The sequence below is a fragment of the Acidovorax sp. genome, from assembly GCF_034519795.1.
Classification (GTDB): Bacteria; Pseudomonadota; Gammaproteobacteria; order Burkholderiales; family Burkholderiaceae_C; genus Acidovorax.
The window spans coordinates 325,987-352,673 of sequence record NZ_JAXHOB010000008.1; the positions used below are offsets into that span (position 1 = coordinate 325,987).

The 26,687-nt window shown below is 56.3% G+C and carries 25 protein-coding genes and 5 pseudogenes; 11 read left to right on the plus strand and 19 right to left on the minus strand.

Features of this window, described 5'->3' with window-relative positions; translation table 11 throughout:
- Positions 1–115: 115 nt before the first annotated feature.
- The 9 genes from U5N23_RS09830 to U5N23_RS09870 form a co-directional block, all read right to left on the minus strand.
- Positions 116–1,450 carry a hypothetical protein gene (locus U5N23_RS09830; RefSeq protein ID WP_322592628.1) on the minus strand — a complete coding sequence of 445 codons (1,335 nt, stop codon included), beginning with the start codon at positions 1,448–1,450 and terminating at the stop codon, positions 116–118.
- Between the two features lie 48 nt (positions 1,451–1,498).
- Positions 1,499–2,107, minus strand: coding sequence for a hypothetical protein (locus U5N23_RS09835; protein WP_322592629.1), 609 nt, complete (start codon positions 2,105–2,107; stop codon positions 1,499–1,501).
- 301 nt (positions 2,108–2,408) lie between these two features.
- Complete coding sequence (locus tag U5N23_RS09840) at positions 2,409–3,293, minus strand: formylglycine-generating enzyme family protein (RefSeq protein ID WP_322592630.1); 885 nt, start codon at positions 3,291–3,293, stop codon at positions 2,409–2,411.
- A gap of 37 nt (positions 3,294–3,330) precedes the next feature.
- Positions 3,331–4,134: a formylglycine-generating enzyme family protein gene (locus U5N23_RS09845; RefSeq protein ID WP_322592631.1), complete on the minus strand. Its 804-nt coding sequence runs from the start codon at positions 4,132–4,134 to the stop codon at positions 3,331–3,333.
- Positions 4,135–4,149: 15 nt separating this feature from the next.
- Positions 4,150–4,980: a DUF1266 domain-containing protein gene (locus tag U5N23_RS09850; protein ID WP_322592632.1), complete on the minus strand. Its 831-nt coding sequence runs from the start codon at positions 4,978–4,980 to the stop codon at positions 4,150–4,152.
- Between the two features lie 229 nt (positions 4,981–5,209).
- Positions 5,210–5,653, minus strand: coding sequence for a hypothetical protein (locus U5N23_RS09855; RefSeq protein ID WP_322592633.1), 444 nt, complete (start codon positions 5,651–5,653; stop codon positions 5,210–5,212).
- Positions 5,650–6,225, minus strand: a complete 576-nt coding sequence (locus U5N23_RS09860) for a hypothetical protein (protein ID WP_322592634.1) — start codon at positions 6,223–6,225, stop codon at positions 5,650–5,652. The genes U5N23_RS09855 and U5N23_RS09860 overlap by 4 nt, the downstream gene beginning before the upstream one ends.
- Positions 6,226–6,253: 28 nt before the next feature.
- The gene (locus tag U5N23_RS09865) at positions 6,254–7,393 is read right to left on the minus strand and encodes a hypothetical protein (protein WP_322592635.1); all 1,140 of its coding nucleotides are present in this window, start codon (positions 7,391–7,393) and stop codon (positions 6,254–6,256) included.
- Between the two features lie 168 nt (positions 7,394–7,561).
- Positions 7,562–8,014 carry a DUF3703 domain-containing protein gene (locus tag U5N23_RS09870; protein ID WP_322592636.1) on the minus strand — a complete coding sequence of 151 codons (453 nt, stop codon included), beginning with the start codon at positions 8,012–8,014 and terminating at the stop codon, positions 7,562–7,564.
- Between the two features lie 74 nt (positions 8,015–8,088).
- Between U5N23_RS09870 and U5N23_RS09875 the strand changes: the two genes are divergently transcribed.
- A complete protein-coding gene (locus U5N23_RS09875; RefSeq protein WP_322592637.1) occupies positions 8,089–8,889 on the plus strand; it encodes a helix-turn-helix domain-containing protein in 801 nt (266 codons plus the stop codon).
- Between the two features lie 193 nt (positions 8,890–9,082).
- Here the strand turns inward: U5N23_RS09875 and U5N23_RS09880 are convergent, their stop codons facing one another.
- Entirely contained in the window at positions 9,083–9,979 is an 897-nt protein-coding gene (locus U5N23_RS09880) for a LysR family transcriptional regulator (protein ID WP_322592638.1), read from the minus strand.
- A 171-nt stretch (positions 9,980–10,150) separates the two neighbouring features.
- On the opposite strand from U5N23_RS09880, the gene U5N23_RS09885 reads away from it, so the two are divergent.
- The 4 genes and pseudogenes from U5N23_RS09885 to U5N23_RS09900 all read left to right on the plus strand — a co-directional run bounded on the left by U5N23_RS09885 (position 10,151) and on the right by U5N23_RS09900 (position 13,759).
- On the plus strand, positions 10,151–10,786 hold the full coding sequence (locus U5N23_RS09885) for an FMN-dependent NADH-azoreductase (RefSeq protein WP_322592639.1): 636 nt from the start codon (positions 10,151–10,153) through the stop codon (positions 10,784–10,786).
- Positions 10,787–11,093: 307 nt separating this feature from the next.
- Positions 11,094–12,057: pseudogene (locus tag U5N23_RS09890) on the plus strand (IS5 family transposase).
- 700 nt (positions 12,058–12,757) lie between these two features.
- Positions 12,758–13,186, plus strand: coding sequence for a hypothetical protein (locus U5N23_RS09895; RefSeq protein ID WP_322592640.1), 429 nt, complete (start codon positions 12,758–12,760; stop codon positions 13,184–13,186).
- Between the two features lie 126 nt (positions 13,187–13,312).
- Positions 13,313–13,759, plus strand: a complete 447-nt coding sequence (locus tag U5N23_RS09900; RefSeq protein ID WP_322592641.1) for a hypothetical protein — start codon at positions 13,313–13,315, stop codon at positions 13,757–13,759.
- 283 nt (positions 13,760–14,042) lie between these two features.
- Here the strand turns inward: U5N23_RS09900 and U5N23_RS33105 are convergent, their stop codons facing one another.
- From U5N23_RS33105 to U5N23_RS09915, 4 genes and pseudogenes are all read right to left on the minus strand, one after another.
- Positions 14,043–14,417 (minus strand): transposase, encoded by a 375-nt coding sequence (locus tag U5N23_RS33105; protein ID WP_416208595.1) that lies wholly within the window; start codon positions 14,415–14,417, stop codon positions 14,043–14,045.
- Positions 14,308–15,156 (minus strand): IS5 family transposase, encoded by an 849-nt coding sequence (locus U5N23_RS09905; RefSeq protein WP_416208590.1) that lies wholly within the window; start codon positions 15,154–15,156, stop codon positions 14,308–14,310. Before U5N23_RS09905 ends, U5N23_RS33105 begins: the two co-directional genes overlap by 110 nt.
- Before the next feature lie 650 nt (positions 15,157–15,806).
- Positions 15,807–16,986: pseudogene (locus tag U5N23_RS09910) on the minus strand (IS3 family transposase).
- Positions 16,987–17,833: 847 nt separating this feature from the next.
- Positions 17,834–18,166: pseudogene (locus U5N23_RS09915) on the minus strand (transposase); the annotation flags it as partial.
- Between the two features lie 946 nt (positions 18,167–19,112).
- Between U5N23_RS09915 and U5N23_RS09920 the strand changes: the two are divergent.
- The gene (locus U5N23_RS09920; RefSeq protein WP_322592642.1) at positions 19,113–21,284 is read left to right on the plus strand and encodes a S8/S53 family peptidase; all 2,172 of its coding nucleotides are present in this window, start codon (positions 19,113–19,115) and stop codon (positions 21,282–21,284) included.
- A gap of 209 nt (positions 21,285–21,493) precedes the next feature.
- Here the strand turns inward: U5N23_RS09920 and U5N23_RS09925 are convergent.
- A pseudogene (locus U5N23_RS09925) lies at positions 21,494–21,667 on the minus strand (IS5/IS1182 family transposase); the annotation flags it as partial.
- Positions 21,668–22,017: 350 nt separating this feature from the next.
- Between U5N23_RS09925 and U5N23_RS09930 the strand changes: the two are divergent.
- The 5 genes and pseudogenes from U5N23_RS09930 to U5N23_RS09950 all read left to right on the plus strand — a co-directional run bounded on the left by U5N23_RS09930 (position 22,018) and on the right by U5N23_RS09950 (position 25,322).
- Positions 22,018–22,545, plus strand: a complete 528-nt coding sequence (locus U5N23_RS09930; RefSeq protein ID WP_322592760.1) for a LemA family protein — start codon at positions 22,018–22,020, stop codon at positions 22,543–22,545.
- Positions 22,546–22,556: 11 nt separating this feature from the next.
- Positions 22,557–23,147: a TPM domain-containing protein gene (locus U5N23_RS09935; protein WP_322592643.1), complete on the plus strand. Its 591-nt coding sequence runs from the start codon at positions 22,557–22,559 to the stop codon at positions 23,145–23,147.
- 19 nt (positions 23,148–23,166) lie between these two features.
- Positions 23,167–23,520, plus strand: a complete 354-nt coding sequence (locus U5N23_RS09940) for a hypothetical protein (protein WP_322592644.1) — start codon at positions 23,167–23,169, stop codon at positions 23,518–23,520.
- A gap of 2 nt (positions 23,521–23,522) precedes the next feature.
- Positions 23,523–24,059 (plus strand): annotated as a pseudogene (locus U5N23_RS09945) (TPM domain-containing protein).
- Positions 24,060–24,269: 210 nt separating this feature from the next.
- Positions 24,270–25,322 (plus strand): DUF3616 domain-containing protein, encoded by a 1,053-nt coding sequence (locus U5N23_RS09950; RefSeq protein ID WP_322592645.1) that lies wholly within the window; start codon positions 24,270–24,272, stop codon positions 25,320–25,322.
- 296 nt (positions 25,323–25,618) lie between these two features.
- Here the strand turns inward: U5N23_RS09950 and U5N23_RS09955 are convergent, their stop codons facing one another.
- From U5N23_RS09955 to U5N23_RS09970, 4 genes are read right to left on the minus strand one after another with little or no spacing between them, the layout of a single operon-like run.
- Positions 25,619–25,933 carry a response regulator gene (locus tag U5N23_RS09955; protein WP_322592646.1) on the minus strand — a complete coding sequence of 105 codons (315 nt, stop codon included), beginning with the start codon at positions 25,931–25,933 and terminating at the stop codon, positions 25,619–25,621.
- Complete coding sequence (locus U5N23_RS09960; RefSeq protein ID WP_322592647.1) at positions 25,930–26,184, minus strand: GAF domain-containing protein; 255 nt, start codon at positions 26,182–26,184, stop codon at positions 25,930–25,932. The genes U5N23_RS09955 and U5N23_RS09960 overlap by 4 nt, the downstream gene beginning before the upstream one ends.
- Entirely contained in the window at positions 26,181–26,429 is a 249-nt protein-coding gene (locus U5N23_RS09965; protein WP_322592648.1) for a hypothetical protein, read from the minus strand. The genes U5N23_RS09960 and U5N23_RS09965 overlap by 4 nt, the downstream gene beginning before the upstream one ends.
- Before the next feature lie 51 nt (positions 26,430–26,480).
- On the minus strand, positions 26,481–26,666 hold the full coding sequence (locus U5N23_RS09970) for a hypothetical protein (RefSeq protein ID WP_322592649.1): 186 nt from the start codon (positions 26,664–26,666) through the stop codon (positions 26,481–26,483).
- Between the last annotated feature and the right edge of the window lie 21 nt (positions 26,667–26,687).

The window sequence follows — 26,687 nt, forward strand, 5'->3', positions numbered from 1 at the left end:
GGAACGTGGTCACTCGTTCCAGTCGCTCATGGTCGCAAAGCGACCATGAGCGCCAGATCGCCGCATCACGATTCTCAGACTGGGTTCGCGCGTCAGGCCAAGCCATAATTTGCAACTATGGATATCGGCGGTAAAAGGATGATTCAGATCTAAAAATATAGTCACCCGTGCTATTAAATACAACGTATTCGATGCTTGCATTTTTAAACCGTTCTGCGCAAGTCTCGAAGTTATAAATTTTTCCATGTCCGGGTAGAATCTCCCCCCTATATCTCCATGAGATTGCGGGTGCCGGTGTGTCCTCAAATCCAATGTCGCAATGCTCCCAGGTGCCGGCTACGGGCAGGACACGAGCAATTTCGACCTTAATCGGTTTATTTGATCGGTTTCCAATGAGAAAACCCGAACCACTTGGACTCACGCTGAGCATGGACGGGATGACACCTGGTGCGGCGTGAGGAGTTTGCATCTTCAAAGCGAAAATTTCCCCCAGTTCCTTAGGCGTGAATTGTTGTGCGCCTCCAGCAACTGCATTCTGATTTGCAGCAGACGAACGGATGGCCAAGGCGTTTTTTTGATACTGTTCTGATTTTGCAGAGCTGATTTGCATTGGCAGCACAAAGCCAAAAAATGCAATTAAGAACGGCATAAATACAGCCAGAACCCGTGCGACAGAGGGAATTGGACGGGCTCCAAGCATCACGAAAAAATAGCCCAGCGTTATACCCAATATAAGAGGAAATATTGTGATCAGCATAAACAGCGTACCACCAGCGCCCAAATCTGTCTTTGGTACGACATAGAGGTAATACCAGCGCACGAACATGGCTCCCCACAATCCGCCAGCAACAAGCCCTATGATGTGCAAGACACCCTTAAACGGTTGCGGATCATTTTCAAGCTCTAATTTCTTGGAAGTATCGGCTGATCTTGAATGATTGTGCTCAGATCGATTTTTTGGTTTTGACTTTGTAAGTGTTGCTAGCAAGACTGCTATGGCTATAAAAAAGCCTGCTGTCAAATAGAGTTGTTTATAATATCTCTGGTTTTGTTTCAAGTGATCTTCTGGTTTTTCAATTACAACGCCGTTGATTTCAAGCCCAAAGACATTGCTTCCATTAACGTGATAGGTCACTTCGGCAATTGAGCCTTTGGGTGCGTTCTCTATTTCATTGAGCCGGTCCTCCGCATAGTTTAATTTGAAGAGTATGTCTGAGCCTACAACCGTCAGATTTATGAACGGTTCGCTAGATGGAGTGTACATACCACGAAATGGGTTGCCAACTCTGGCTCTGCGGGCGATGTGAGCTGTATTCTTAATGGGCCCAGTAACGACTTTGAGTTCGTTTAAGTTGCTAGGCGTACTTAAAAAAACAGCATTGGCTCCAACAAAAGTAATCAAACCAAGTGCAAGCGATAAAAAAAAGAAAAACCGTTTAATGCTAGCCATATGCTAAATATTTAGTCTAATTAAATCACTCTCTTGGATTGCATAGTCCTAATGCAATCTACGGACAGCTTCAGTCATGTCGTCAACGTATTCATTTAATTTATCGTCAAGCTCATCATCAGTACCTTTGAAAAATGCGCCCATCAAGAAAAAAGAACCCAATATGACGTATCCCATGGTGTACACCACCAAAAAAACACGAGTCAGCCCGCGTTCTAGGTGATCTCCTTTAACGTCGGTGGAAAAATAGAAGTATGCTCCATAACAAATAATGGCTGCACCAATTAAACCACCTATTCTCGGAAAGGACTTTCCAAACATTGCAGCGATACAGGGCAAGACAAATACCACGAAGATAGCAACGAAAACGCCGTTTGACCACCCCATTACAATCCGCAAAAATGCATAGCCCAGAAAAATAATCAAAGCAGCAAGCGAAAGTTGGAATAATACACCTGAGTCTGAAGTATTCGGAATCTTAGCCGCCTCGCAATCAACACCGCTGGCATAAGCAGCACTCCGTCGCTCCAACTCCGATTTTGCAACATCGCGGGCTATTGGACTCAGCTCACCATGTGCCAGTCGATATTCAATTTCAGCGGAATCCATTGCTTGATAGAGTTTTTTCAGGCTGGCTATTTTTTTGGGATCAGTCATAAATTTTCAAGAATTCCAATGGCCGCTCGAACCCCGACATTGACACAATGACATGGAGCCTGCAAGCACTCCGAGGCGACGACCTACAGCATCCTTGATCTTCCCTTGCATGGGATGATTTTTCAGCCTGCGCGTCGCGGACGGGTACCTGGAGTAGCCTGTGGCGATACGCAGCCAGGTGACGCAGGACCACCGGAGGAGCTTCGCCATCACCTTGCAGCAGGTCTTGCTCGCCCAGCGCGCGCAAAGGGCCAGTCTTGATCCCAGGCACCCCCTGTACATGCACCCAATGCTCAACCGGTCAGTTCGTTCGCGCGAGGCGAAATCCTGTTTCAGAATGCAACGCCCTAGGGAATCTAGAGTCGCGGTATGTTGCTGTTGCGCGGTTACGCCACTGCTCGACCGAACCACCGCGTACAACGATGAATTTGCACCTGTTGAGCCCTCTCCCCTGTGCACTATCTTTTGGACCCTTCTCCCGTGCGCTGCCATCAGTTGGCGCACCCTCATACGTTTGGTGCCAGCAGTCCGCCGTCCATTCTTCTGCATTGCCCGACATGTCGTAGAGCCCGAAAGCGTTGGGCCTTTTCTTCGCAACGGGTTGGATCTTCTGTCCGCTGTTCTCCCTGTGCCAGCCCATCGAATCAATATCATTTCCACCGCAATACATATCCGTGCTATTGCCCGCTCGGCAGGCGTACTCCCACTCGGACTCTGTAGGCAAGCGATACCCCGGCCCATCAACACGATTTAGCCATTCGATAAAATCGTCTATCTCCTGGCCATCAATATACCGTACCGGAGCATCATCACTAACACTGTTATGTTTTAGAAAGCCAGTGTCATTTAGCTTCTTTTCGCCTTCCCGTCCAATTGAGGTAAGAAATTTCTTGTATTGAAAGACAGTGACTTCCGTCTTGGCCATCTGAAAGGAGGGTATATCAACTGCATGTGCCGGTATTGCAGGCCGTCCTTTTTTCTTGGCCGACTCCGCATCATCACCCATAATGAACGTGCCTCCGGGCAAAGAGACCATAGTGACTCCAATGCTGTTTGTCACTTCCGGCAGCTTCAGCTGTTTTGGTCCAGATGGTTTGCAAGCTGCAAGACCAAGCACAAGGAGTATGAGCGATGCTCGAAAATAAAGCCGATTGATATGTCGAGCCTGGAGTGGATTGTTAATCATTTGAACTCTTGTATTATCGACTGGCGGCTATATTGATTCAAGGCATCTTGACCAGCCGAACACCCATGTCCATAAACATGGCGGGATCCATATCTTTCTCGATCTGCATGCGAAATTTGGCATAAGTGCTATCGTGCGACCGGGTCGCGCCCCCCCTGAATAGCCGAGCATGACAGTAGCCGCCGTCAATCCAGGCACTCCCATCGTTGGGTGCGCCGACGTAGTTCCCATGCCAACAATCCTGCACGTACTCATTGGCATTGCCCATCATGTCGAACAGCCCCCAAGCGTTGGGTTTTTTGCCGCCAACAGGCTTTGGTCCGTATGTGTAACCCCCTATCCAGCCCAAATTATTGAGAAATCGATCGTCACCGCAATACTCCTTGTGCTGGCCACCTGCCAGACAAGCATACTCCCACTCAGATTCACTCGGCAGCCTGAATCGATTCGCAGTCAACGCTCCAAATTTTTCAGCCAAAATTTCGGCATCTTCGCGATAAAGGTTGACTACCGCACGATCAGGTCCCAAATAATTATTGCACGCCACCGCGCATGGATTTTTTCCAACAATCTTTTCATACTCGGCTTGCGTTACTTCATATTTGCCGAGATAAAAGCCTTTCAAGCAAACATTATGTACTGGTTTTTCATTATCCCGGCCCTTGTCAGATCCCATGTTGAAGCAACCACTTGGCACCCACACAAATTGCATCCCGGTCGTGGCTTCCGTCCATATCGTTCCTGCAGCGGGTTCAAATAATTTCTTTTCCCCACCAGAATATTTGACAGCAGCGACTGTCGAGATTAATAAAAATAGCCCACCAGCCAATACACGCAACATGCGTTACCCTTTAAATCAAGAAATTCCACGTCCGGATGACAGAGCCGAATGATCGGTTCGTGCAACCTCAAAATCCGCTCGACCGGCAAGGCCGGCCAGGGGTGTTCGCCATGGGCGACGCGACCACACGCTGTCGGGACTGTGGACAAGGTTTTGCACACTGCTCTGCCGTTCCCGGATGGCTTGCACCTCTGGTTTCCACGCGGCAAATCCCAGCAGGTAACTCAAGCCCAGGCTGCTCCAGCCATTGAATTCTTGCTGTGCACGCTGGGCAGCAGTGAGAGCCAGCTCGCGAGCCTCCGGCAACGTGATCCAGTCTGCCAACCAGGCAAAGGAGATTACGCCTTGGGCACGGGTCAAATCCCAGCCCTTGACACCATGCACTCGCAAGAACTCACGGTTATCCAGCACCATGCGGCCAAACACCCAGAGTTCATCGTCCAGCAAGCTGCGCACTTCGGCCTCGGATTTATCAAGCAGCGGAACCCAGTTTTTCTCAAAATTGGCCTGCCCCATCATCATGTTGTTCAGGTTATCAATGGTTTTCAGGGCGTCTTCGCGGTTATGGACACCCCACCATTCCCGCAGCACGTCCCTAGATTCCTCATAGAGTCGAGGTGATTTTTCTCGGCCTGCATAAATATCGTTGCTAACGCCATTTCTTTCGTTCAGCACGGCGTTCATGCTCCATGCCCACAATAGTGGCGGATCGTCTTTTTCGCGGATCAGTCGCTGCTTGGCTCCTGGCCGCAAACGCTGCAGGCGAGGGCGATTTTCTTTGTCCTTGGGCTGAGCGCTTGCCCAGGGGGCGGCAGAAGCCGCGCCTGCGGCGATCAGTGTAGTCATAAGGGTTCTGCGATCCATAGTTACCTCAGCTATCAATCTATATTTCTTCAGTATTAATGTCTTCTAGGGATCCTCTGCATAAATCAATTTCAGCATGGCGCCCCTCAGTCAAATCAACGACTTACAGCGCGCGTATGAGCGAAAAATCGATTTATGCAGACCTTCCCTAGGTCAATAAAAGAAATCAAATGAAAGTGCATCAATTTTTGTAGATCATGGATCTATATCGCTAGTCCCGCGCAAGACTAGAATGACGACTTGATTTCTCTGGCCCAATAGTGGCAAAAAACTTGATCAAGCCGATAACAATCAAAAGATTTCCGATAGTTTTCAGAAAAATCAAAAATGGCGCCACATACATTAGCAAAACAATCAAACTAGTGATTATTTTTTCTGTGGTTCCCCCAGAAGCCATCATGGACAGAGAGGGGGTGGAACTCAATGCAAACGCCAAAGTATTAAACACGACTCCGATGGTAATTATGAAAGTGCCTTTTGTTTCTGGTCGGATTTTTTCACTTAAATTCGACGGGATAACAAAAGCAATCACCATGAATATCGCTATGATGACATTTATCCATGTCAAATCAGAGCCAAAAGGCATGTGTTCTTTTGATGCTGCCTGCACGAAATAAATCAACAAAACATAAAGACCCAAGCAAAAACTTCTCATGCTTTTCCACCTGTTCGACGTTCAGCCAAAAGCTTGAAAACATACCCTATTGAAATTACGTTCCAAGCTGCTATCAGCGTCTTTGTCACGGCTAGATAAAAATACGGGGATGCCATGCCGCTATTGTCGTAGTTGATATACAGAGCACATACGGTTGATGCCACAAGCATCAGCGAAGGCAGCTTGCCTGTTGGAAGCTTCTGGTGCAGGCCTGTTTTAAACACAAAAAAGCCAAAAATTATCGCAAGCAAGATAACTCTAAACACAAAATTCCCAAACAAATCCATTTCAAACCCAAGGAGCCTGCCCAATCCCAGTAGAGATCGAACTGGAAATGCTGGCTCCGCGACTATTCCGATGGAAAGGCAGAAAATTATCTTATAGAGAAATATGTGGAAAGAATCATCATTTTTCTTGACGTAGTTTGAAGTTGGTTTGGTGGGCGTTTTCGCTACGTATTTTGAATAGATCACGCCGCATTCAGGGCATTCATAATCTGGTGCGTCTTCAACTGCTTTTCTGCGATATTTGCATTTTGGGCATATGACAGAAGGATTTGCTAACTTTTCCATATTTTCAGTTCATGGGTCGAGATTGCTACTAAGATTGTTCTTGGCAGATCAAAAAATCTTGGTCGCTTGTCGGGATGAGATATTGCTTGAGGCGAAGAATCTCTTTGTCAATGTCTTGCAATTTGACCCTTGGAAGGGGTTCTTCTTTTCGAGACCTCTCACGCACCAGTTCAGCCGCACGTTCCAACTCCTCTGGTCCCAGTTGCCAAGCGATTTGCATTGCGCGGTAGGTTGAGGTGGATTGAACATGCAGACTTTCGTAGCATCGGCTGGCAATGTCTGGATCACAATACAAGTCGTACAAACCACGCAAATGTGCACATTGATTGATGATGGGAATAATCAATCGCTCAAAGTCATCGAGCATCCAGCGTGCCTCTTCGATATTGCGACACGACTCCAATGCATCTGAAGATTCTGCATGCCAAGCAGGTTCAACATGCCATCTAAGTGATTTAAGACCGAGAGACAGCGATGCCTCAGTCTTTGAAATTTCGGGGTAGTTTCTCTGGAATGCCAACGAATGGTAGTCCATGATGGGTTTTAATCTGACACGGAACACAAGCGAAAACCACTGAGAATGTGAGCGTCCTGCGAAATTGAATGCGCACTGGAAATGTGCTTGCGAGCTACTACGTTCAAATGCAACCTCGTGTTCCTCAGATTTTTTCAGTGCGAAACTCAAGGGTGCCAACAGGTTTTCTAAGCCACTTGAGACAAATTTCTTAATCACAGCCTTGTCGGTAAATGACGCCCAAAGCTCAGGATCGTAAGCTTCAAAGGTGCTTCGCATAGAGGCTGGGAATATGCGACAACCCACAATGCGATCATGCTGAACCATCCAGTTCTCACCGGGGTTAACCAGCGTCAATCCAAGCTGCCGCACCAGCGGCACCAAAATCTTGTACAAACTGAAATCGTCCACGCTCTCGGCATAAAACTTCACAGCCTCCATGCTGAGATCGGCATTTCCGCAAATGAAACGTACGCCAGTGGCTTCGACTTGTTCAAGTCGTTCAAAAAATCGGTTGATTACAGGGCTTGCGCCGCTCTCATGCTTCTGAAGGCGCTCGATAACGTCAGCAATTCTTTCAAAGCTGGTCGGGGTATCCCAAAAGGCGGCTTTGCTGCGGCTGGAGTTAAAAATAACGAGTTTATAAATCTTCATAGCACACCGCGAGAGATATGGGTGTTGGTAATAGCTCGTGCATGCTAGGCAGTAATCCGAAATGTTACAGTGAAGTGTTCAAACACTCTATGCAAAATTCGCACCAAGTTTTGGCTTTTAGACATAGGGGCAGTCAAAGCCGATGTGGACGGCACGGCGCGCGGCCTGCTAAAGAGTGGAGGAGAAATTCAGAAGCGCGGCGAGGGCCAGTAGCCCCAGCCTTAGAAGTACGTGTCGCCAGATGCTGTCGTTCACAAAGTAGACCGCCAAGTCTTGCGACATGGGTACCGGACGAAGCGGGCTCACACTGGTCAGTCCCGGATTGCCGACCGGAACCCAGCCTATGAGCCATGCGGGGAAGGTGAACAGAAGCCGTCGAAGTTGTCCCATTGCATCGACTGTGTCCCCCCGCTTCCATGCCATGCGCATCATCCAGGCATGGCTGGTCAAATGGGGGATGAGGTAACGTTGGCCCAGGATGTGGGCGCGAACCACATGCCGCAAAGCAGCCTTCTCATCGCAGGCCAGCAAGGCGGATTTCATCATCGCAATTTCATGCCGATAGGCCAGCCGTGCTGACCTGAACCTGGGCACTGCTGGGGCATGATGAATGTCAGTCATGAGGAAGGATTGAATCAGTGCAACCCGCCCGCGTCTTGAACAAACCGGCTACCGCCGCCCACGATCCCCAGGGCATGCCCGTTCACCCCCCAGGAGAATTCGCTGATGCTGGCGACAACGTCAAGGGCCCAGAGCAGGCCGGCGTGCCCTTGCTGTGCCTCGGCCGTGGCTGGGGTACCTATATAGGGCCTGTTCAGCAAAACAGGCCGCACAGCCATCATCTGATTCAGATCGCCTGGTCACCGTCCACTGCTTTTGAATTGAGTGCCGGAGACTACAAGGTACGAGGCATGGGCCATGTGGTGGACGCAGGTGCGTCTCACTGCATGCAATCCGCCGAACCGGTTCGGCTGTTGTTCCTCGATCCAGCGATGCCGATTGCGCGTGGCTGGCGTGCGATTTCAGGCGGAAACGTTTGCGAGTTGGATCCAGTGCAAGTGCAGCAACTGGAAACTCGCCTGCAGCAATGGATTCACGTCAAAGCAGCCGATTCCAACGATCCACTTTCAGCAGGAGCACGCGAACAAACGCTGGCCGAATGGCTCAGCGCAAAGCTCGACCAACCACTGCGCGCGTGCGACGCTGCGCAGGTACTTGGATTGTCCGAGGGGCGCTTTCTTCACTGGTTCACGCAGGTGCATGGTTTGCCTTTTCGACCCTATGTACGGTGGCTCAGACTCCAAAAAGCCCTTCGGTGTCTCGCCGAGGGAGCCACTCTGACTGCGGCGGCGTATGCATCGGGTTTTTCTGACAGCGCTCATCTGAGTCGCAGCTTTGCGGCGAGCTTCGGCATCGCGCCACGAGGCCTTCAGCGTGTGAGGATTCGATTGTCCAAGTCGGCAGGGCCCGATTTGGCGGGGATTCTGTCTTCTTGAGACTGCCTGCCATGACGATGACCCGCCAGGATTCAAAGTGAACTGGCGCAGCAGTTCCAGCCGATGCGGTTCATTGCAAAGCAGGTGGCGTCGCGTGTTTTCATGGCAATGCCGCGGGGGCAGCGTTTCACTGTGCGGGAGGTTGCGTAGAGCTTCGGGCCAAGGCGCGCCGGCGGTGGTGGTGGCGTTGATTTCAGTGGACCAGTCTGCGGCGCAGGTCGTCGAGCAGCCAGCGCCCGGCCACGCCGAGCGCGCGGTCACGCCGGTGGGCGGCGTAGATGGTCAGCCCTTCGGGTGGCGTCGGGTCGTCGTGGATCTCGATGGCGACGAGTGCCCCCGAGGCGATGGCCGTTGCCACCAAGTGCTCGGGCATGCGGCACCAGCCGAACCCCGCCAGGAGGAAGTCCATGCGGCGGCCCAGATCGGCGAAACGCCATAGCCGGGTGCCCGCCACGCCGTAGTTGGGGCCGTCCGGATCGGCCGGGTCCGACAGCACCAATTGGACGTGCGGCGCCAGGTCGCCCTGCGTGGCCGGGCGGCCCAGCGCGGCCAGCGGATGGCCCGGTGCGGCCACCGCGCGCAGGGGGGTGCGCAGCAACGGGTAGGCGGCAATGTCCTCGGGTACGCCCGGCAGCAGCAGGCACAGCGCCATGGCCGCCGAGTCGCTGCGCAGCCGCCGCAGCGACCCGCCCAGCCCTTCGGTCGAAAAGTGCACCGGCAGGTCGGGGAAGGCCTGGCTCAGCGCGCGCAGGCTGTCGATCAGCGGGGCGGTGGGCACCAGCGGGTCGATGGCGATGGCCAACTGCGGCTCCACCCCCGCCCGGGTGCTGGCCGCCACCGCCTCGAAGCGCGAGGCACTGGCCAGCACGAGCCGCGCCTGGTCCACCAGCACACGGCCCACCTCGGTCAACTGGGGCCGGTGGCCCTGGCGGTCGAACAGCGCGACGCCCTGCAGCTGCTCCAGGTTGGCCACCGTCTGGCTCACCGCCGACTGCACACGCCTGAGCCTGCGCCCGGCGGCCGAAAAACTGCCGGTGTCGGCAATGGCCACCAGCACGCGCAACTGGTCGAGGGTGAGGCTACCAATCATCCGTTCATATCCAATATCCATCTCCAAAGCAGATGAAAATTATCACATTTTCATCGCTTCCGCAGAAGCAAGGTGGCGCCTAAAGTCCCTTCACGACGCCATTGGCGGCCCCGCCCGGCGTGCTTGCCGGGCCCACCAGCCACCCCGAAAGAAAGAAGGAAAGAAACCTCCATGACCCGACTCCTCGTTGTTGAGACCAGCCCGCGCGGCGCCCAGTCCGTCTCGCGCCAGATGACCCAGCGCTTTCTTGCGGCCTGGCGCACCGCCCATCCGGGTGGCCATGTCGTGCACCGCGACCTGGCCGATGCCGATGGCGCGCCCCCGTTCGTCACGGCGCCCTGGCTGCATGCCTACTTCACGCCGCCCGCGAACCAATCGCAGGCGATGCGGGACGAACTGCGGCTGTCGGACGAGATGGTCGCCGAGGTGCTCGCGGCCGGGCACCTGGTCATCTCGACCCCGGTCTACAACTACAACGTCCCCGCGTCGCTCAAGGCCTGGGTGGACCATATCGTGCGCAAGGGCGCGACACTCGGCCTGGACGGCAAGGGCCTGGTCAAAGGCAAGAAGGCGACCCTGCTGATGGCCTCGGGCGGCGTGTACACCGAGGGGTCGCCCATCCGCGATCGCGACATCGCCACGCAGTATCTGCGGCTCATCCTGGGCGTCATCGGCATCGAGGACGTGACCGTGGTGGCCGGCGGCGGTGCCAAGGCCGTCGATCTGCGGGAGCAGACGATGGAGGGCTTCCTGGCGCCGCTGCAAGCGCAGATCGAGCGCGCTGCGGGCGCTGGCATCCCGGCCTGAGGCAGACACCCCAGGGCGCCGCCCGCCTTGCATGGGCAGGTGGCGCCTGTGCAGACCTTGGCAGCTGCGTATTTCGGTCGCTGCTGGACAGTGGGGACGAACGGAGCTGGACAGCTGGAACGGCCGGAGCTGGACTCAGTTCGGCGCTCGTGGTCATTTCCAGATCGCGGACGTAAGCATCTGTGCAGCTTTGTCCGGTCGCCCTCTTGGGTGATTCAGGGCGCTGGAGTCACCGGCTAGGGAAGGTCTGCATAAATCAAGGCAACCTGTGCTTGCCACCAACCCCACCTGCTGAGACGATACCGGCATGAAGCAGCAAAGCCTGGGATTGGGGTCGTCCAGCAAACGCACGCGCAAGCGCGAGTTCCTGGGCGAGATGGAACGCGTGGTTCCTTGGGGTGATCTTGTCGCGTTGATTGCCCCCTACATGCCCTGAAGGCCGGCGGGGGAAGGCCGCCGTTTGCCATCGGAGACCATGCTGCGCATCCACTTCATGCAGCAGTGGTTCACCCTGAGCGATCCGGCGATGGAAGAGGCCCTGCACGACGTGCCGCTGTTTCGGGAGTTTGCAGGCCTGGGTGGCTGGGATGACCGCCTGCCCGATGAGAGCACCATCCTGCGGTTCCGCCACCTGCTGGAGAAGCACAAGCTGGCGCCCCAGATCCTGGCAACCATCAACGAACTGCTGGAGGCCAAGGGCCTGTTGTTGCGCGCGGGTACGGTGGTCGATGCCACGCTGATTGCTGCGCCCAGCTCCACCAAGAACCCAGACCATGCGCGCGACCCGGAGATGCACCAGACCAAGAAGGGCAACCAGTGGTACTTCGGCATGAAGGCCCACATTGGCGTGGATGCCGACTCAGGGCTGGTGCATACCGTGCGTGGCACGGCAGGCAACGTCAACGATGTGGTGGAAGCCGCCAGCCTGCTGCATGGCCAGGAGATCGATGCCTTCGGTGATGCGGGCTACCAAGGGGCAGCCAAGAGGCCCGATGCCAAGGCCGATGTGCGCTGGCACGTGGCCATGCGCCCGGGCAAGCGCGCAGCGCTCAAGAAGACGATCCGCTGGACGTTCTGATCGACGAACTGGAGCGGGTGAAGGCCAGCATCAGGGCCAAGGTGGAGCACCCCTTCAGGGTGATCAAGCGCCAGTCGGCCATGTCAAGGTGCGCTACCGTGGGCTCAAGAAGAACACGGCCCAACTGTTCACGCTGTTTGCGCTGTCCAACCTGTGGATGGTGCGCAGCAAACTGATGGGTGGGCAGGCATGAGTGCGCCTGAAAAGGGCAAATGCGGCGCGATTGCCCGCAAATCAAAGCCCGCTACGGGCCGAACGACGGCCAGGACCTGTGGATCTGAGCCCTGGTAGCCTGTCTTGGCTCAAATCAACTTGCTATCTTGTCGCGCACTGCTTTGTGCAGACCTTCCCTAACGCATGGACTAACGCTTAAAAATTCCTCAAAAGGAACAATTGCCCGAGACCAACTTAGGCGAACCTGTGAATCTTAAGATGAAGCCGGAAGACCAGAGCATCGTGCTCGTGCCCACGCAAAGGGGTAGAGTTGGACTTCAGCGGCTGAAGCATTTGGATGCAAATTCACCCGTTTAGGTGATGCGCGTAGCCGCCAGGCTTCTACTGAAGACAGCTAGCATCGCATTCAGCTAAACCAATGGGCACCTCTCAAAACCCTGCCCGCCGCATTTTGCGCCTCATACAAATCAATGACTTACAACACCGAAATGTGAATATTCAAGGGTTTTGAGAGGTCCCCCAATGAATGAAAGGATGGAAGAGTCTGCAAGCCCCCGGGAGCTCGGATACTTTACAACGCTGCCCGCTCGAAGCAGAACGGCAGCGTGCTGGGGAAGCGGAGCTTTTTCTTCACGAATCGATTGCAGCATAACGTAAATCCGGTGAGTCAAAGATGGAAAACCGATCTTGGGAGTGAAAATTGAGAGTTGTGATGACTATTGACAGCATCCAACATCTATTTGCCAGTCATTCAATTTGTAAAGAAATGTCACCATGAAAAAAAGATACTGTGCCTTATATTCTTCATCAGTGGACACTTATTATCCCATGATGATGCCATGCTAGGCGGAGCTCCAACCATTTGCGACAAAGAATGGATGCGGCTAAAAGATTTGCCACCCATGGGAGTTATTGAGTATGAGAATATGCTAAAAAGAAATCCACAGGCGGGCGTATTTTGGATCGCCTCTAGAGGGCGAGGCCGACTACTATTACTATTTAGCAAGAATACTATTTGTTATCGGAAAGGAGAGCTTGCTAACACCCGACCAGCGTCAAAAGTGGCTGGATTTGGCGATCTGATAAGGATCATAAAGGAAGCTAAAGCAGCGTTGGGTAAAAGGATCGGCTATCTTAGGAGTGATTGACCCTCAGTCGCTACCGTATTCCTGGCCTAGATACATTCCCGTTGAGAAAAGGCGGCAACCCGAAAGTATTATCTTGAAGCAGCTAAGGAAGCTGCTGAGCTTGGGGACCCTGAGTTCGCGGCGGTAATGATGGATACGGCACTAAATATCAATGCTCAGTTGCACTGTGCTCCAGACGATAGAGCGGAACCAGGAAGCTCATCCAACTGGCATAGAAAATGTAAGCCGCAAGAAGTTACAAAGCTATCAGAAACAAAAGAGGGAATCTTAGTCAGCCGCCTCGCGCCGGTCACCTCTGGCGCAAGAGCGATGATACGTGCTGCAAGTCGCTGGAGTAACAACGGTAATTCTGCTGCCATGGGATTTTCTGAAGATCCTGAAGCAGTTTTTTGCATGGTGCTTTTCCACCATGCTATCTGCATGCACCAATCGGGACTTGAGCACTCCATTGCTGAAATGCTAGAAAAGGGACAGGAACAAAAAGCCAACAAAGAAGCTTCAAGGAATATTTTAAGATCTATAGAAAATCGCAAATCCGAAAAGACGATTATATTCCCACAAGTAACCAAATAAAAATGACAGAACGCAGCATCCCTTCAAAGGCAACCATTCTCAATGCAATCCAATTTTTGCCGGCTGATCGCATTGCAGAGGTATATACGGCAAAAACAAATTCAAATTTACTTCATGCCAGATTTCATTAAGGGGAGTACGACAAAATACCTACCTAATACTCAAGGGAGCCTCTAAAAACCGCTGTTTTCAGCCAGTCACAGGCGCATGCGGCTTGAGCGCTTCGGATTAGCTCATTTTTTGAGCAATTGCCGCCTTTTTTTGGCATTTCCTGCCCCATTTCTCACCCATTGGCCCCTTGCAGGCGCACCTCGGTCTTTGATGGCATGCACTTTTCCTTGTAGAACGCATCCACCCCGTCGTCCACGAACTTGGCCAGACGCTTGAGGTTGTAGAAAACCGCCATCAGGGTCATGGCCACCGTGGCGCGCGCCTGGCCAATGGTGCGGATGAGCTTGCCGCCCATGTGGCGCATCTGGGCAAAGGGGTGCTCCACCCGGGCTCGGGTTTTGGCAATGCGCTTTTGTTGCGCCCTTTCTGGCATTCGCTCAGGGGTTTGACCGGCTTGGCTCTTGCGCTGGATGTGCTCCGCGATAGCCCAAGACCTTGAACATCTCGCTGCGCTGTTCGCTGGGGTAGCCACGGTCGGCATAGACATCGCAGCTGGTGTTGTGCTCATCGAGCACTTCATCAAAGTGCGTGCTGTCGTGCTCGCTGGCTGTGCCGGTGGTGATCTTGCGAATGAACTTGTGGCGCACATCCACGCTGATGCTCAGCTTGTAGCCGTGGTAGCCCTTGCCGTGCTTCTTGGTATGGGTGGCGTCCAGGTCTTTTTGCCTGCGCTTGGCCTCGTTCCAGTCGCTGGGGATCTTGCCCTGATCCAACTGCTCTTTGTCTTGTTTTGTGAAGTGCTGGATGGGTGCAGGCACCAGGGTGGCATCGATGATCTGCCCGCACCGCGCCAGGTAGCCGCGCTGCAGCAGTTGGCCGTCCACTGCCTGGAACAGGGCCGCCACGCCATCAACGCCCAGGCGCTGCTGGTAATGCCAGATGGTGTTGCGATCTGGGACGTTGGCGCTATCGGCCAGCAAGCAAAAGCGCTGGTAGCTCATGCGGTCAAGCAGTTGGTATTCCATCTGCTCGTCGCTGAGCTTGTAGAGATACTTCAGGATCAGAATGCGCACCATGACCGCAGTGGGATACGGCGGACGTCCACCCTTGGCGGCATCCCCTCGGGGCAGCAGTTGATCAATGACCCGCGCCAGCTCGTCAAAGTCAATGTGCCGGGCAATGACCTGCAGGGGATCGCCCAAGGTCTCGATCTTGTGCTTGCGCGCGGCATCGGCGAAGAGGTCCAGCTTGATGGCGCTGCGCGCTTGCGCTTTGGGTTTGCTCATGCGGTGATTGTCGCGTTGGCTGCGGTGGCATCAGGCGGGGAGGTTTTTAGAGGTTCCCTTTCGACAACCTGAATTTCAGGCTTGCGTGGGCCTCGTCCCACCTCAATCCAGCGGTCACTGAAAATACCGTGGTTGACCTGAGGTGCCCAGCGCAGCGCCAGGGGAGTGCAGAGTGCTTAAGCCAGCAGGCATCAGCGAGCAATGAGAGCTGGAGCAAGCATTTGAGCATGCTGGACGGCGTGATTGTGGTCGCGAAATTCCATCCGACGACGTACGGGATAGGAAGCTATAGCGTCGAGTCTTACCTAAAAAACCACCTTGAACGGTCCCGGGCCGCCAATCCTGCGGGCACGAAGTGAGGACACGCTCGACTAGGCGGTGATGCGTCGAATTTCGCAGCTATCTGAAGCGAACGCGTATCTCACCGCTAAATGGCATGTGCTTTTTGGGGGCGCAAGCACGGTTGAGTAGCGCCCATAGTTGCCTGCGCTGGACGTCTGCTCCCGGCTTGACGCTAAGACCGCTTTGGGCCCGAAGGGGAAGTTCGTTGTTCTCGGAAGCGGACTTTCAGTCTGACTGTCTCGCCTCGTACTCTGCAGGTACTGTCCTGGTCAAGTTTTTTCGGACATTCCGATAGGGGATGTTCAAGTTCAGTGAGCTGCCGCCTCCTGCTGCAGCTCGTAGTTGTTGGGTGACTGGTATCCCAGCGTGGAGTGCAGCCTGGTGGGGTTGTAGAAGCCCACGATGTAATCCGCGATGTCCGCCTTGGCCTCGGCATGGTTTGCATAGTCACGCTGCCACAGACGCTCCATCTTCAGATTCAGGAAGAATCGCTCCATCACTGCGTTGTCCCAGCAGTTGCCCTTGCGGCTCATGCTGCTCACCAGCCCGTGGCGCTGCAGCAGCCCCATGTGCAGTTGGCTGGCGTACTGGCTGCCTCGGTCGGAATGCACCAGCAAGCCCGGCTGGGGACGGCGGCTTGCAATGGCCATGCGCAGCGCCTCACACACCAGTTGCGCTGGCATGCTCGGGGCCATGGCCCAGCCCACCACCTTGCGAGAGAACAGATCCAGCACCACGGCCAGGTAGAGCCAGCCACTGCGTGTGCGAACGTAGGTGATGTCGCTGGCCCACGCCTGGTTGGGCCTGTCGGGTTTGAACTGGCGCTCCAGTACGTTGTCTGCAACGGGCAAGCCATGGCGGCTGTCGGTGGTGTGCGTGAACTTGCGCCGCCAGCGTGCTCGCAGCCCGTTGGCAGCCATCAATGTTCGTGCTTTGTGGCGCCCAACAGCCCAGCCTTGCAACTTCAGCTGTGCACTCAGGCGGCGACTGCCGTAGCTGCACCCACTGGCATGGAATGCTGCTTTGGCCTAAAAGGCTGAGCGTGCTCACTGACGACTTCGTGGTGGCGCGTGCGCGCCGCGTACCAGCCCGAGCGGCTAATGCCCATAACCTTGCACCATTGGCTTACCGTGGCCTTCTGCGCCTGTGCTTGTGCACTCATCAGGTTCTGAATCATTTCATTTCCCGGGCGAAGAAGGCCGACGCTTTTTTTAGCAATTCATTGTCCGACTGCAGCTGCCTGACTTGAGATTCCAATTGCCGAATGCGTTGCTGCTCGGCCGTCAGTGGCTTGCCAATGCCTGGGCGCCCTGCCGCCTCTTCGTCGTACTGCGCAAGCCAGCGGCGCACCGCACTGTCCACCAGGTCCAGATCCTTGCACACCTGGCCTACGCTCAAGTCCTGCTCTCGGATCATCTTGACCACTTGCAGCTTGAATGCTGCGTCAAACACTCGGCGCTCTCTTTTGTTGTCTTTCATGTTCATCATTTCCTCTGGGGTCTATGGGCCCCTATCGAGGTGTCCTATTTCATTGGACCATGACATACAACATTCCAAAGGCTGGACCCACGAGCGCGGGTGGTCAGCCTTCCGATAAGTTCACCTTCGCCATCAAGGACGGGGATGTTGGCGGGGCTGTAGACACCGGGACCCGGGCCGCAATAGGCGCCAAGATAAAAGAATGCTGCTTCGACTACGCCGAAGTCGCCATTCCGCATGCACTAAGCAGTGGTAGCTCTACATCCAGGAACTGGTAGCTATCTCCACCGCAACACAACGCACCCGCGGTTGAGAAAAACGGCTCATGCGCCATCTCCAGAAAAAGCCGCAATTCTGTCCGCTGCTTGAGACGAGTCGAAATTCAAAGTGTCCTCTGGATACTCCACAGCTTTCCCAGCGCGAACTGCACCGTACGAAGCTTCGAAAGCACGCAAAGGCTGGATGTCTTCCACCACACAAAGTTTGTTGCAGGTCTTGCACCACCCTGGCCGAACCGGAACTGGAAGCACCCTCAGTGTCAAGCAATTGGGTACCAAGCGGTGCTGCGCCGAAGTAGTAGACGGGGAGCGGAAACTCGAAATGAAATCGCGTCTTGCAGCCTGTGCAAACGTAGTAACTTGGAAAATCGAACATCTCCTCGCCCGTGATTCAGCTTCAATGTCGGCTTCTGGCCGAGGTTGTGTGGAAACACTCAACGAGCATACGGCCCAGCCCCGTCCCGCCGCACTGAGCCGCATTTTCCACCAGCGCTGCCGTAGAGCCGTTTCAGGAGCACCTGGAGCCTTTTGACGCCTTCCTGAAGCCTTTCTCGGCCTGTAAAAAGCCAACAAAGGCCTCACGCCTTCGCCATCCGCATCGCCTGCATCATCTGCGCGATACCCATCACGCCCATCACCCGCTTGAGGTTGTAGGCCAGCACATGCAGGCTCATCTCGGTGCCCACGTGCTTGAGGGTCTTCATCAGGAAGTGCGTCGAGCCCATCCAGTGCTTGAGCGTGCCGAAGACATGCTCCACTGTTGATCTGCGCAATGTCATCGCCTCGGGGTTGCTGTCCAGTCGTTGCTGCACGCGCTCCAGTACCTCTTCGTGCTCCCAGCGGCGAATGCGCCGATTGCTGCTGGTCGTGCACTGCGTCTTGAGAGGGCATTTGGAGCAGGCGCTTGACCAGGACTGTCGTGGAAACTTCTCACCCAATTGGGTGGGGGGCATCCGCGCCACTTTAGGTACCAAGTTCCCTGGAGCTTGCAGCGACGGCAAGCAGGGGCCCCAGCTTGAACTTAGGCCTATGTGCAGAATGGGAGCTCTAGCTAGGGCGCACATGCTCGTCTTTAACAACTCGTTGCTGTTCAGCACGGAGCCAACGGTTGCGTTGGCGGATACTTCGAGGATGGAGGTACGTATGAAACATTTTCTTGTGGCGTTTGCGTTCAGCTCACCTCTCCTGGGGGCCGCCGCCGAGTTGTCCATCGCATGTATCGGTCAGGAGTCCGAGTCATGCCCGGTGAGGGTGGAAGCAAAGCTGTCCGATGAGCGACTTCTAGCATATCTCCAGCTTCCTAAGCCGTCAGGTGGACTTGAAAGCGTCCAATTCGGATGGTGTGGCCCTCAAACCAGTGGGGGGTTTTCAGTGCCCGGCGGATGGACTCAGAGTTCATCAGGATGCAAAGGTACGGGCGTTTTCAACGTGATCAACGGCGAATTTACGAAACGACAACTCGCGGATAGCTTCATCGTCTTCGAATCCAGAAAGACCGAGGGATTTTGCGCCGGCGGTAGTGCTCCAGTTTGTCAAACTGTGCCAAAGTAGCGAACATGGCTACTACATTTTCGCCTTTGTAGCCACGCTAATAGCGGACGGCTGGCAACCAGAATCAAGCCGTTTGCGAGCTAGTCGCGTCGTTGAGCGGCTTGCTCATCAGCATTTTGTTACCGTAAATCAAGTATTCTTTCCTTTGCTCGTTTACGTGGCAGTATTTGCCTTGCCCCGCTTATTTAGCCATCGCCCCGGCAATAAATTCATCTTGAAACAAAATTACGTCTAGAGGAAACAGCAACTTCATCTAGCATTGAATTTCTTATCTTCTTGGGAGTGAGATTTATGCAAAGAAGTTCGTTGACTATCATTTCTTTATGTGCAATTTTTTCATTGACAAAATTGCATGCGGCTGATATTCGCGTTTCGCACCGTGAAAGCCTTGAGGCGCGGCTGAGCGCTCAGGGAAAGGTTCCAGTCCATATTGTTCTAGTTAACTCAACTATGGCAAAAGCGCTGGAACAACCTGAATCATTCCAACGTCAAACGCAGGAAGCAGCTAGCAAAGTTATAGCTGAACTGGGGGCAAACATCCTGCCCGGAGGGCTTCGTGTAAGTCCTCTTGGAGCAATGGACGCCTGGGTTAATGCAGAGGGGTTGAAGGCCTTGCTTCGCAACCCCAACGTGGTTTCCGTCCGCCCAGGACCGGAATGGAATCATAAAACATTGGTTCCTGATATCGATAAGAGCTTGACCACCATTAACAGTACGCTCAGAAAAACAGGATCTGCACAGGTTGATGTATTTTTGAATGTCGATGGCGCTGGCTTTGACATTGATCCAAAGACCGGTGCTGCCGAATTGCGGCTTTCGAGCAGCGAAAAAGCGTCTGCTATCTCAAGCGCGGCCACATTGTTTGAAAAGCTTGGAATCTCGTTGGATGCGCCTGGCGCAAAGAATCTCGCAAAAACCGTTTCTATCGTGGATACGTCCAAGCTTGAAACGAACGGGCGAATTACGGTAGTAGCCGATGAGCTTGGTTTGGCGGATCTTGCAAGCCACGAATCTGTTAGGGCAATTAAACCGGCCGCATACATTGATTCGACACCGCGCTATATTGATAAAGACGCCACAGCAGAGATTTCCCGCTCAGGCAAAGTAGGGGTGATAGTTCAACTGCGCAATCCTTTTGCAGGCGGGGCACTTTCACCGAATTCCGTGACAGCACGTGGAAGATCGAACAAAAAAATGCTTGACGAAATACTGAGCTCTTACACCACCATTGGCAGACCTCAAATATTCGAGAACTCGGGAGCAGCATATATAACCTTGGATCAAGCGAATTTCGATCGACTGCTGAAGTCGGAAGATAAGCGCTTTCAGGGAATACTCGCAAATAAACCGATGTACGCGCCTAGCCTCTCAACCTCCACCGTAAGCATGAATGTGCCCTTTCATTGGGCATTGGGCAGGAAGGGAGCAGGGCAAATGGTGGCGGTCATAGATTCCGGGGTGGAGAAGGATCATAAGATGCTGCTTCAAAATGGAGTAAGTGGGGCAAGCAAAGTGATCTACGAGGGGTGCTATCAGAGTGATACGTACTGGAATTTTACAGATTGGGTATCAAGTTGTATTGACAAGAATCTAACTGGCAACGGCGATAGCCCATTTAATACACCCGGCTCAGGCGCGCCAATTTCCAAAGCAGATTGCCTATTGGTTCCTCACGATCCAGACTTCGACATCGTGAATCACGGATGCAACCATGGTACTCATATCGCGGGCATCGCAGCTGGAAAGTCTGGTACGGTGCCGTATAATGGCATTTCACCTGAGGCAACCATCGCCGCATTCAATGTCCTTTCGAAAGGAGACGGACTTTGGGCGTTCCCTGCGGACATCATTGCGATCATGGACCAACTCACTGGAGCTTTTAACCAACCAGGAATACAGCCTCTTACGCTTAATTTCAGCATGGGTCGTTATAAACAGCTTGTTCCTTCGGTGTATGAGGACGGTACAAGTACCTTCATGGCAAATGTCGCAAACCTTCGAGGCAAAGGTATAGCAACCATTGCAGCCATGGGCAACGACGGATACACGTCAGGCATGAACGAACCTGCAAGCGTATATGGTGTTATTAAAGTTGGCTCTGTGAGGAACGATGGAATTGGCTTGACCGTTGCAACCAGATCAAACCGCGCTAAGCCGACCAAGTTTCCGAACGAATACATTTTCTTTGCCCCGGGAGGCGAGGATCATAACGTCGGTGTTACTTCGGCATTAGCCTATTCACTAGGGAAAGATGCGGTGACAACAGTAGCGGGAACGTCGATGGCAACTCCACATGTTGCAGGTGTTTATGCGTTGCTTAAGTCTGTTTTTCCGAGCGCATCTACGGATGTAATATCTGACTACATCGTGGACTTTGCCACACAACCAATCTACGCAAAGGCATGCGAGGGCTATTGGGAAGAAAGCTGCAATTACGAAACTGAATTCTTGAGCATTCGTTTGCCCAGCATTCAATAGTTACTGGGTGCCGGGGCACATCGAAAACCAAAGAGGGGCTCTGTGAGTCTTCTCTTAGGTTTCCTTGTTCAGGGCTTGCCGCGCCAAACACTCGCCCCCCACGTTTGGTGCAAACCGCAGACGCTTCTTCGGGTTCCTCGGTCTTTCCTGGTTTAGTGTGATTAACACGCCCTCTCAAAAAACCGCGAGCAGATTATGGCTGCGGCCAATTACAGCGGAGCCTGGTGGATGTCCAGTTGCCGCCCAAAGCGAATGCGGAGCTTTCCAAAGCCAGCAAACCAGGCATGGGTTCTCTCCACTACCCGGCGGTGCTTGCCAGGGCGCTTGCCGCTTTCTATGCCCTGTCTGGCAATCCTGCTCGATATGTCGTAGCTGCGCAGGTGTATGGCGCGTTTTCACACAGCCTCGGCCGATAGCCGAAGTCTAGCCGACCGTCCCAACTGTTCCTCAGCGAGGGGGCAGGCGATCTGCAGACGTCTGAGCGTGGTGTCGAACACTGTGACCACGGTGCCGAACCGGCTGTCCAGGAGCTCCGAAATACGCAGCAGCTGCAGCACCTGGGAATAGCCCCGCTCCTACACATCGCCGCGTGAGAATGGCCTATGTTCGATTCGCCGCCGGGCGCTGTCTTGCCCACGGCCTACGAACATGATCCAACGCTTCACCCACACTCCTTCTTGCCTTTGCAGGCGCCCTCGCACTCACGGGCTGCGGTTACAACGACTTTCAGCGCCTGGACGAGCAGTCCAAGGCCGCATGGAGCGAGGTGCTCAACCAGTACCAGCGCCGCGCGGAGCTGGTGCCCAACATCGTGGCCAGCGTGAAGGGCGAGGCCAATTTCGAGCAGGAGACGCTGACCCGCGTGGTGCAGGCGCGTGCCCAGGCCACCGCCATCCAGGTGACGCCCGAGACCCTCAACGACCCCGAGGCCATGCGCAAGTTCCAGGCGGCGCAGGGCGAGCTGTCGAGCGCGCTGTCGCGCTTGATCGCGGTGTCCGAGCGCTACCCCACGCTGCAGGCGAACCAGGGCTTTCGCGACCTGCGCGTGACGCTGGAGGGCACCGAGAACCGCATCGCCGTGGCGCGCAACCGCTACATCGATACCGTGCAGCAGTACAACACCCTGGCGCGCAGCTTTCCGACCAACATCACGGCCAAGGTGTTCAGCTATGACCCCAAGCCGCCGATGGCCGTGCCCAACGAGGCCCAGATCTCGACCCCGCCCACGGTGGACTTCTCGCCCACCCCCCAAAAGCCGTGAGCGGCGGGCCCATGCCGCACGCCAAGCCCTGGTGGCGCCACCTCGCCGTTGCCGCCACCTTGCTGCTCGGCTCGCTCTGCGCCTGGGCCCAGGCGCCCGTGCAGCCGGTGCCGGCCCTCACCGGCCATGTGGTGGATGGCACGGGCACGCTCAGCGCTGCGCAGCACGAGGCGCTTGAAGCGCAGCTGGCCGCCCTGCAGACCAGCCAGGGCAGCCAGGTGGTGGTGCTGATGGTGCCCACCACCGCGCCCGAGGACATTGCCGCCTATGCCAACCGCGTGGCCAACCAGTGGAAGATCGGGCGCCGCGATGTGGGCGACGGCGTGCTGGTGCTGGTCGCCAAGGACGACCGCAAGATGCGCATCGAAGTGGCCAAGGCGCTCGAAGGCGCCATCCCCGACATATCGGCGGCGCGCATCATCGACGGCACCTTGCAGCCGCGCTTTCGTGCAGGTGACTTTGCCGGCGGTCTGCAGGCTGCGGCCACGCAACTGGGCGCCCTGATTGCGCGCGAGCCGCTGCCCGAGCCGTCTGCTGCACCAGCCGGTCGCAGCCCGCGCCGGGCCAAGGCATCAGAGGTCGGGCTTCCCGGCTGCGGGTGAGGCTGCCATTGTGTTGGTGATGGGCGTGCTGATCGGCGGGCCGATTGCGCGCTCGGTGCTCGGCAGCGCCTTCGGTTCGGTCGCCACGGGCGCTGCGGCGGGGCTGGGCGCTTTTGTGCTCACGTCCAGCGTGCTGCTGGCGGGGCTGGCCGGTGTGGCGGGCCTGCTGTTCACGCTGTTGGCTGGCGCGGGCCGGCGCACCACCATGCGCCAGGGCGGCTCTGGCAACAACCCCTGGGGCGGTGGGCTCGGGGGGCTGGGAGGCCTGGGCGGCCTTGGAGGAGGCGGTGGCTCGCGCGGTGGTTCTGGCGGCGGCTTCAGCGCGGGCGGCGGTGGCAACTTTGGCGGGGGCGGTGCCTCCGGAGGGTGGTAGCCATGGCCCTGTCCCTGTCTCTTTCCCGGTCCTTGCGCGCGCTGCGGCGCCTGGCCGTGCACCGCTGGCAAGAGGGCGATGTGCGCCGGGCCTTGCCCGACGACGCTGGCACGCCTGTCGGCGCGCGTGGCGGCCAGCGAGCAGCTGCACACCGGCCAGATCCGCATCTGCGCCGAAGGCGCGCTGCCCTGGAGCTACCTGCACCGCGAGGCCACCGCCCGCGAACGCGCCCCCTCATGCTGTTCAGCAAGCTGCGCGTGTGGGACTTCCAGCACAACAACGGCGTGCTCATCTACCTGCTGGTGCCCGAGCACGCCATCGAGATCGTCGCCGACCGCGGCCTGGCCCGCAGCGTGGCGCCGGGCGAGTGGCAGGCGCTGGTGTCCCAACTGGCGGTGCACCTGCGTGAAGGCCGCTACGAAGAAGGCCTGGCGCAGGCGGTGGATGCCGTGTCTGCCAGGCAGGCGGCGCATTTCCCCAGGCTGGGCGCCGGTATGGCTTACGCCAACGAGCTGCCTGATGCGCCGGTGGTTCGGTGAGTGATTCATTGATGGGCGCCTGCGCGGCGTGATGCAGGGGCGGTAGGGTAGGGCGCTGGCCGAGCCTCTATTCTTTCTACCCGCCCAGGTACGGGGTGTTGCTGAGATCCAGGGACAACTTGGGCCGCTCACTTCGAGGTGGGATGGCCGCTGTATGCTGGTGCTGCAGGCTGTGGCCTTTGCAACAACGCCTTTCACGGAGAACCCACCATGCCCAACACCCGAAGCGCGAACGCTGTTCGCCTGGAATTTGCGCCCGACTCCCTTGTTCAAAGCAATCTGTCGGGTGCGGCTTTCACCGGCGACTGGCTCTGGGTGGCAGGCGATGAAGCCTGCGGCCTGGACCGGCTGCGCCGGCTCGACCCCGTGGGCCAGGAAGCCTTGCGCTTTGGCGAGGTGCGCGACTTCAAGCTGGACGACCTGCTGGACTTGCCCGGCGCGGCCGGCGAGGAGGCCGACCTGGAAGGCATGGCGGTGGCCGATGGCTATCTGTGGGTGGTGGGCTCGCATGGCTTGAAGCGCAAGAACGCCAAGCCCGACCGGGACCATGCCGACAACGCCAAGCGCCTGGCGAAAGTGGCGCTCGATGGCAACCGCCGCCTGCTGGCATGCCTGCCCATCGAGCCTGACGCCAATGGCGAGCCGTGCCTGGTTCGAGAGGCCCAGGACGGCCGGCGGGCCCTGCGGCTCAAGGGCGATGCGCAAAGCAACCTGCTGACCCGCGCGCTGGCCGACGACCCCCATTTCGGCCCCTACATGGCGATCCCGGGCAAGGACAATGGTTTGGACATCGAAGGCCTGGCGGTGGACGGGCGCCGGCTGCTGCTTGGCCTGCGCGGCCCGGTGCTGCGCGGCTGGTCGGCGCTGATCGAGATCGAAGTCGAGGCGCGCGGGGACCAGCTGCGCTTGGTGCCGCTGGACGCCACCGGCATCCTGCTGCGCAAGCACTTTCTTCAGCTGGACGGGCTGGGGGTGCGAGACCTGCATTTTTCCGGCGACGACCTCTACATACTGGCCGGCCCGACGATGGTGCTGAACGGCGACATCCGCGTCTTCAAATGGCCTGCAGCGCGCCCATTGCTGGCCGCCAACCGGGAGCCGGCACGCTTCGAGGCGGGCCTGACCGAATCGGTCTCGCTGCCGCACGGGCACGGCACCAATCGCGCCGAGGCGATCTGCGACCTGCCGCCAGGGCTGGCGGGGCGAAAAGCCGAGCTGGCTTGTGCTGTACGACGCGCCCGGGGACGACCGCAAGGAGGGTGAGGCCACCGTGTTCGGTGACCTGCTGCGCCACGATTGATACGGATTCGCCTTCAACCGTCCAGGAGGCTGTCGGACTTGGAGCGTCAAAAGCGAAAATCGGCCTCAGCGAGGACAGTTTTTGCCGGATTTGCAGCCCATAGCCAGGCTATGGGGCAAAAAGACGGTGAAAAATGGACCGCTGCGGCCGATTTGCAGCCGACGATTTCCAAGTCCGACAGCCTCCTGGCCTTTGCGATGTTGTCGGCTCCACCACGGCGTTGAGAAGATCGGTGATGCGCACGGGTTTCTTCATCACGCTACGAACTCCAAATTCCTGCAGCCGCGAGGCCCTCGATGGGGGGCAGATCGGCTGCCAGCACAATGATCCTCAGATCACGAGGCAGCCCGGATTTGCCCTGCCGGATGTCGCCGAGCAGATCAAAAGCCTGCGGCCCCTCCTCAAGATCCAGTACCAAAGCTTCGTACGTGCCCGTCGCCAGAAGCGTGCGAGCGCGGGCCACATTGCTCGCTTCGTGGAAGTCCACCATGCCGAGATCACGGGCCACGATGGCAATGGTGCGTCGCAGAACGAACTGGGGCTCTACCAGCAAAACCCGGGGCAGCGTTGTCATTCCTCACCCTCTTTTCCGGCCAGGGTTTCGTTCACCAGGCGGCGCAGCGCATCCAGGATCGACAGCTCCACCGCGCCCAACTTGCGCGGCACTGTGTCGATAACGCACAGCGTGCCAATGTGGTGTCCGCTCGGGGCACTGAGCGGGGCTCCTGCGTAGAACCGGATGTGGGGCGCGCCTGTGACGAGAGGGTTGTCGGCAAATCGCGGGTCGGCGCTGGCGTCCTCGATGATGAACAGCTCGGGCTTCATGATTGCATGCCCGCAAAAAGGAAATGTCGCGGGGGGGTTTGCGCCGCCTCAAGGCCGATGCGCGACTTGAACCACTGGCGTTGGCCATCCACCAGCGTCAGCAGGGCGATGGGCATGTCCAGCTGTTCGGCCGCGAAGCGGGCAAGCCGGTCGTAGCGTTCCTCCGGGGGCGTGTCGAGCAGCAAAAGTTCGCGCAGGGCCGCCAGGCGATCGGCTTCGTCGTCGGGTGTGGGTGCGGGTGTCATCGTGAATCCTGCGTTGTGTTCAATGGTGGGGGCAAGGTCGAATCCGCTGGCTCACCCCAGCATGTGCGCCATCTGGGCCAGGTCGACCACCACCAGGTTCGCATGGTCGACAGAGCCTTTTGCGTTGATGAGCCCGAACTCTCCGAGTGCGCCCATGCGCATGCCGCTGCGACGTGCGCTGTGTGCGGGCAACCAGTCGGTCAGGCTGTGCACGGCGATGGCAATGGGTGGGTCCATGCTCGCGGGCGCCTGCACGAT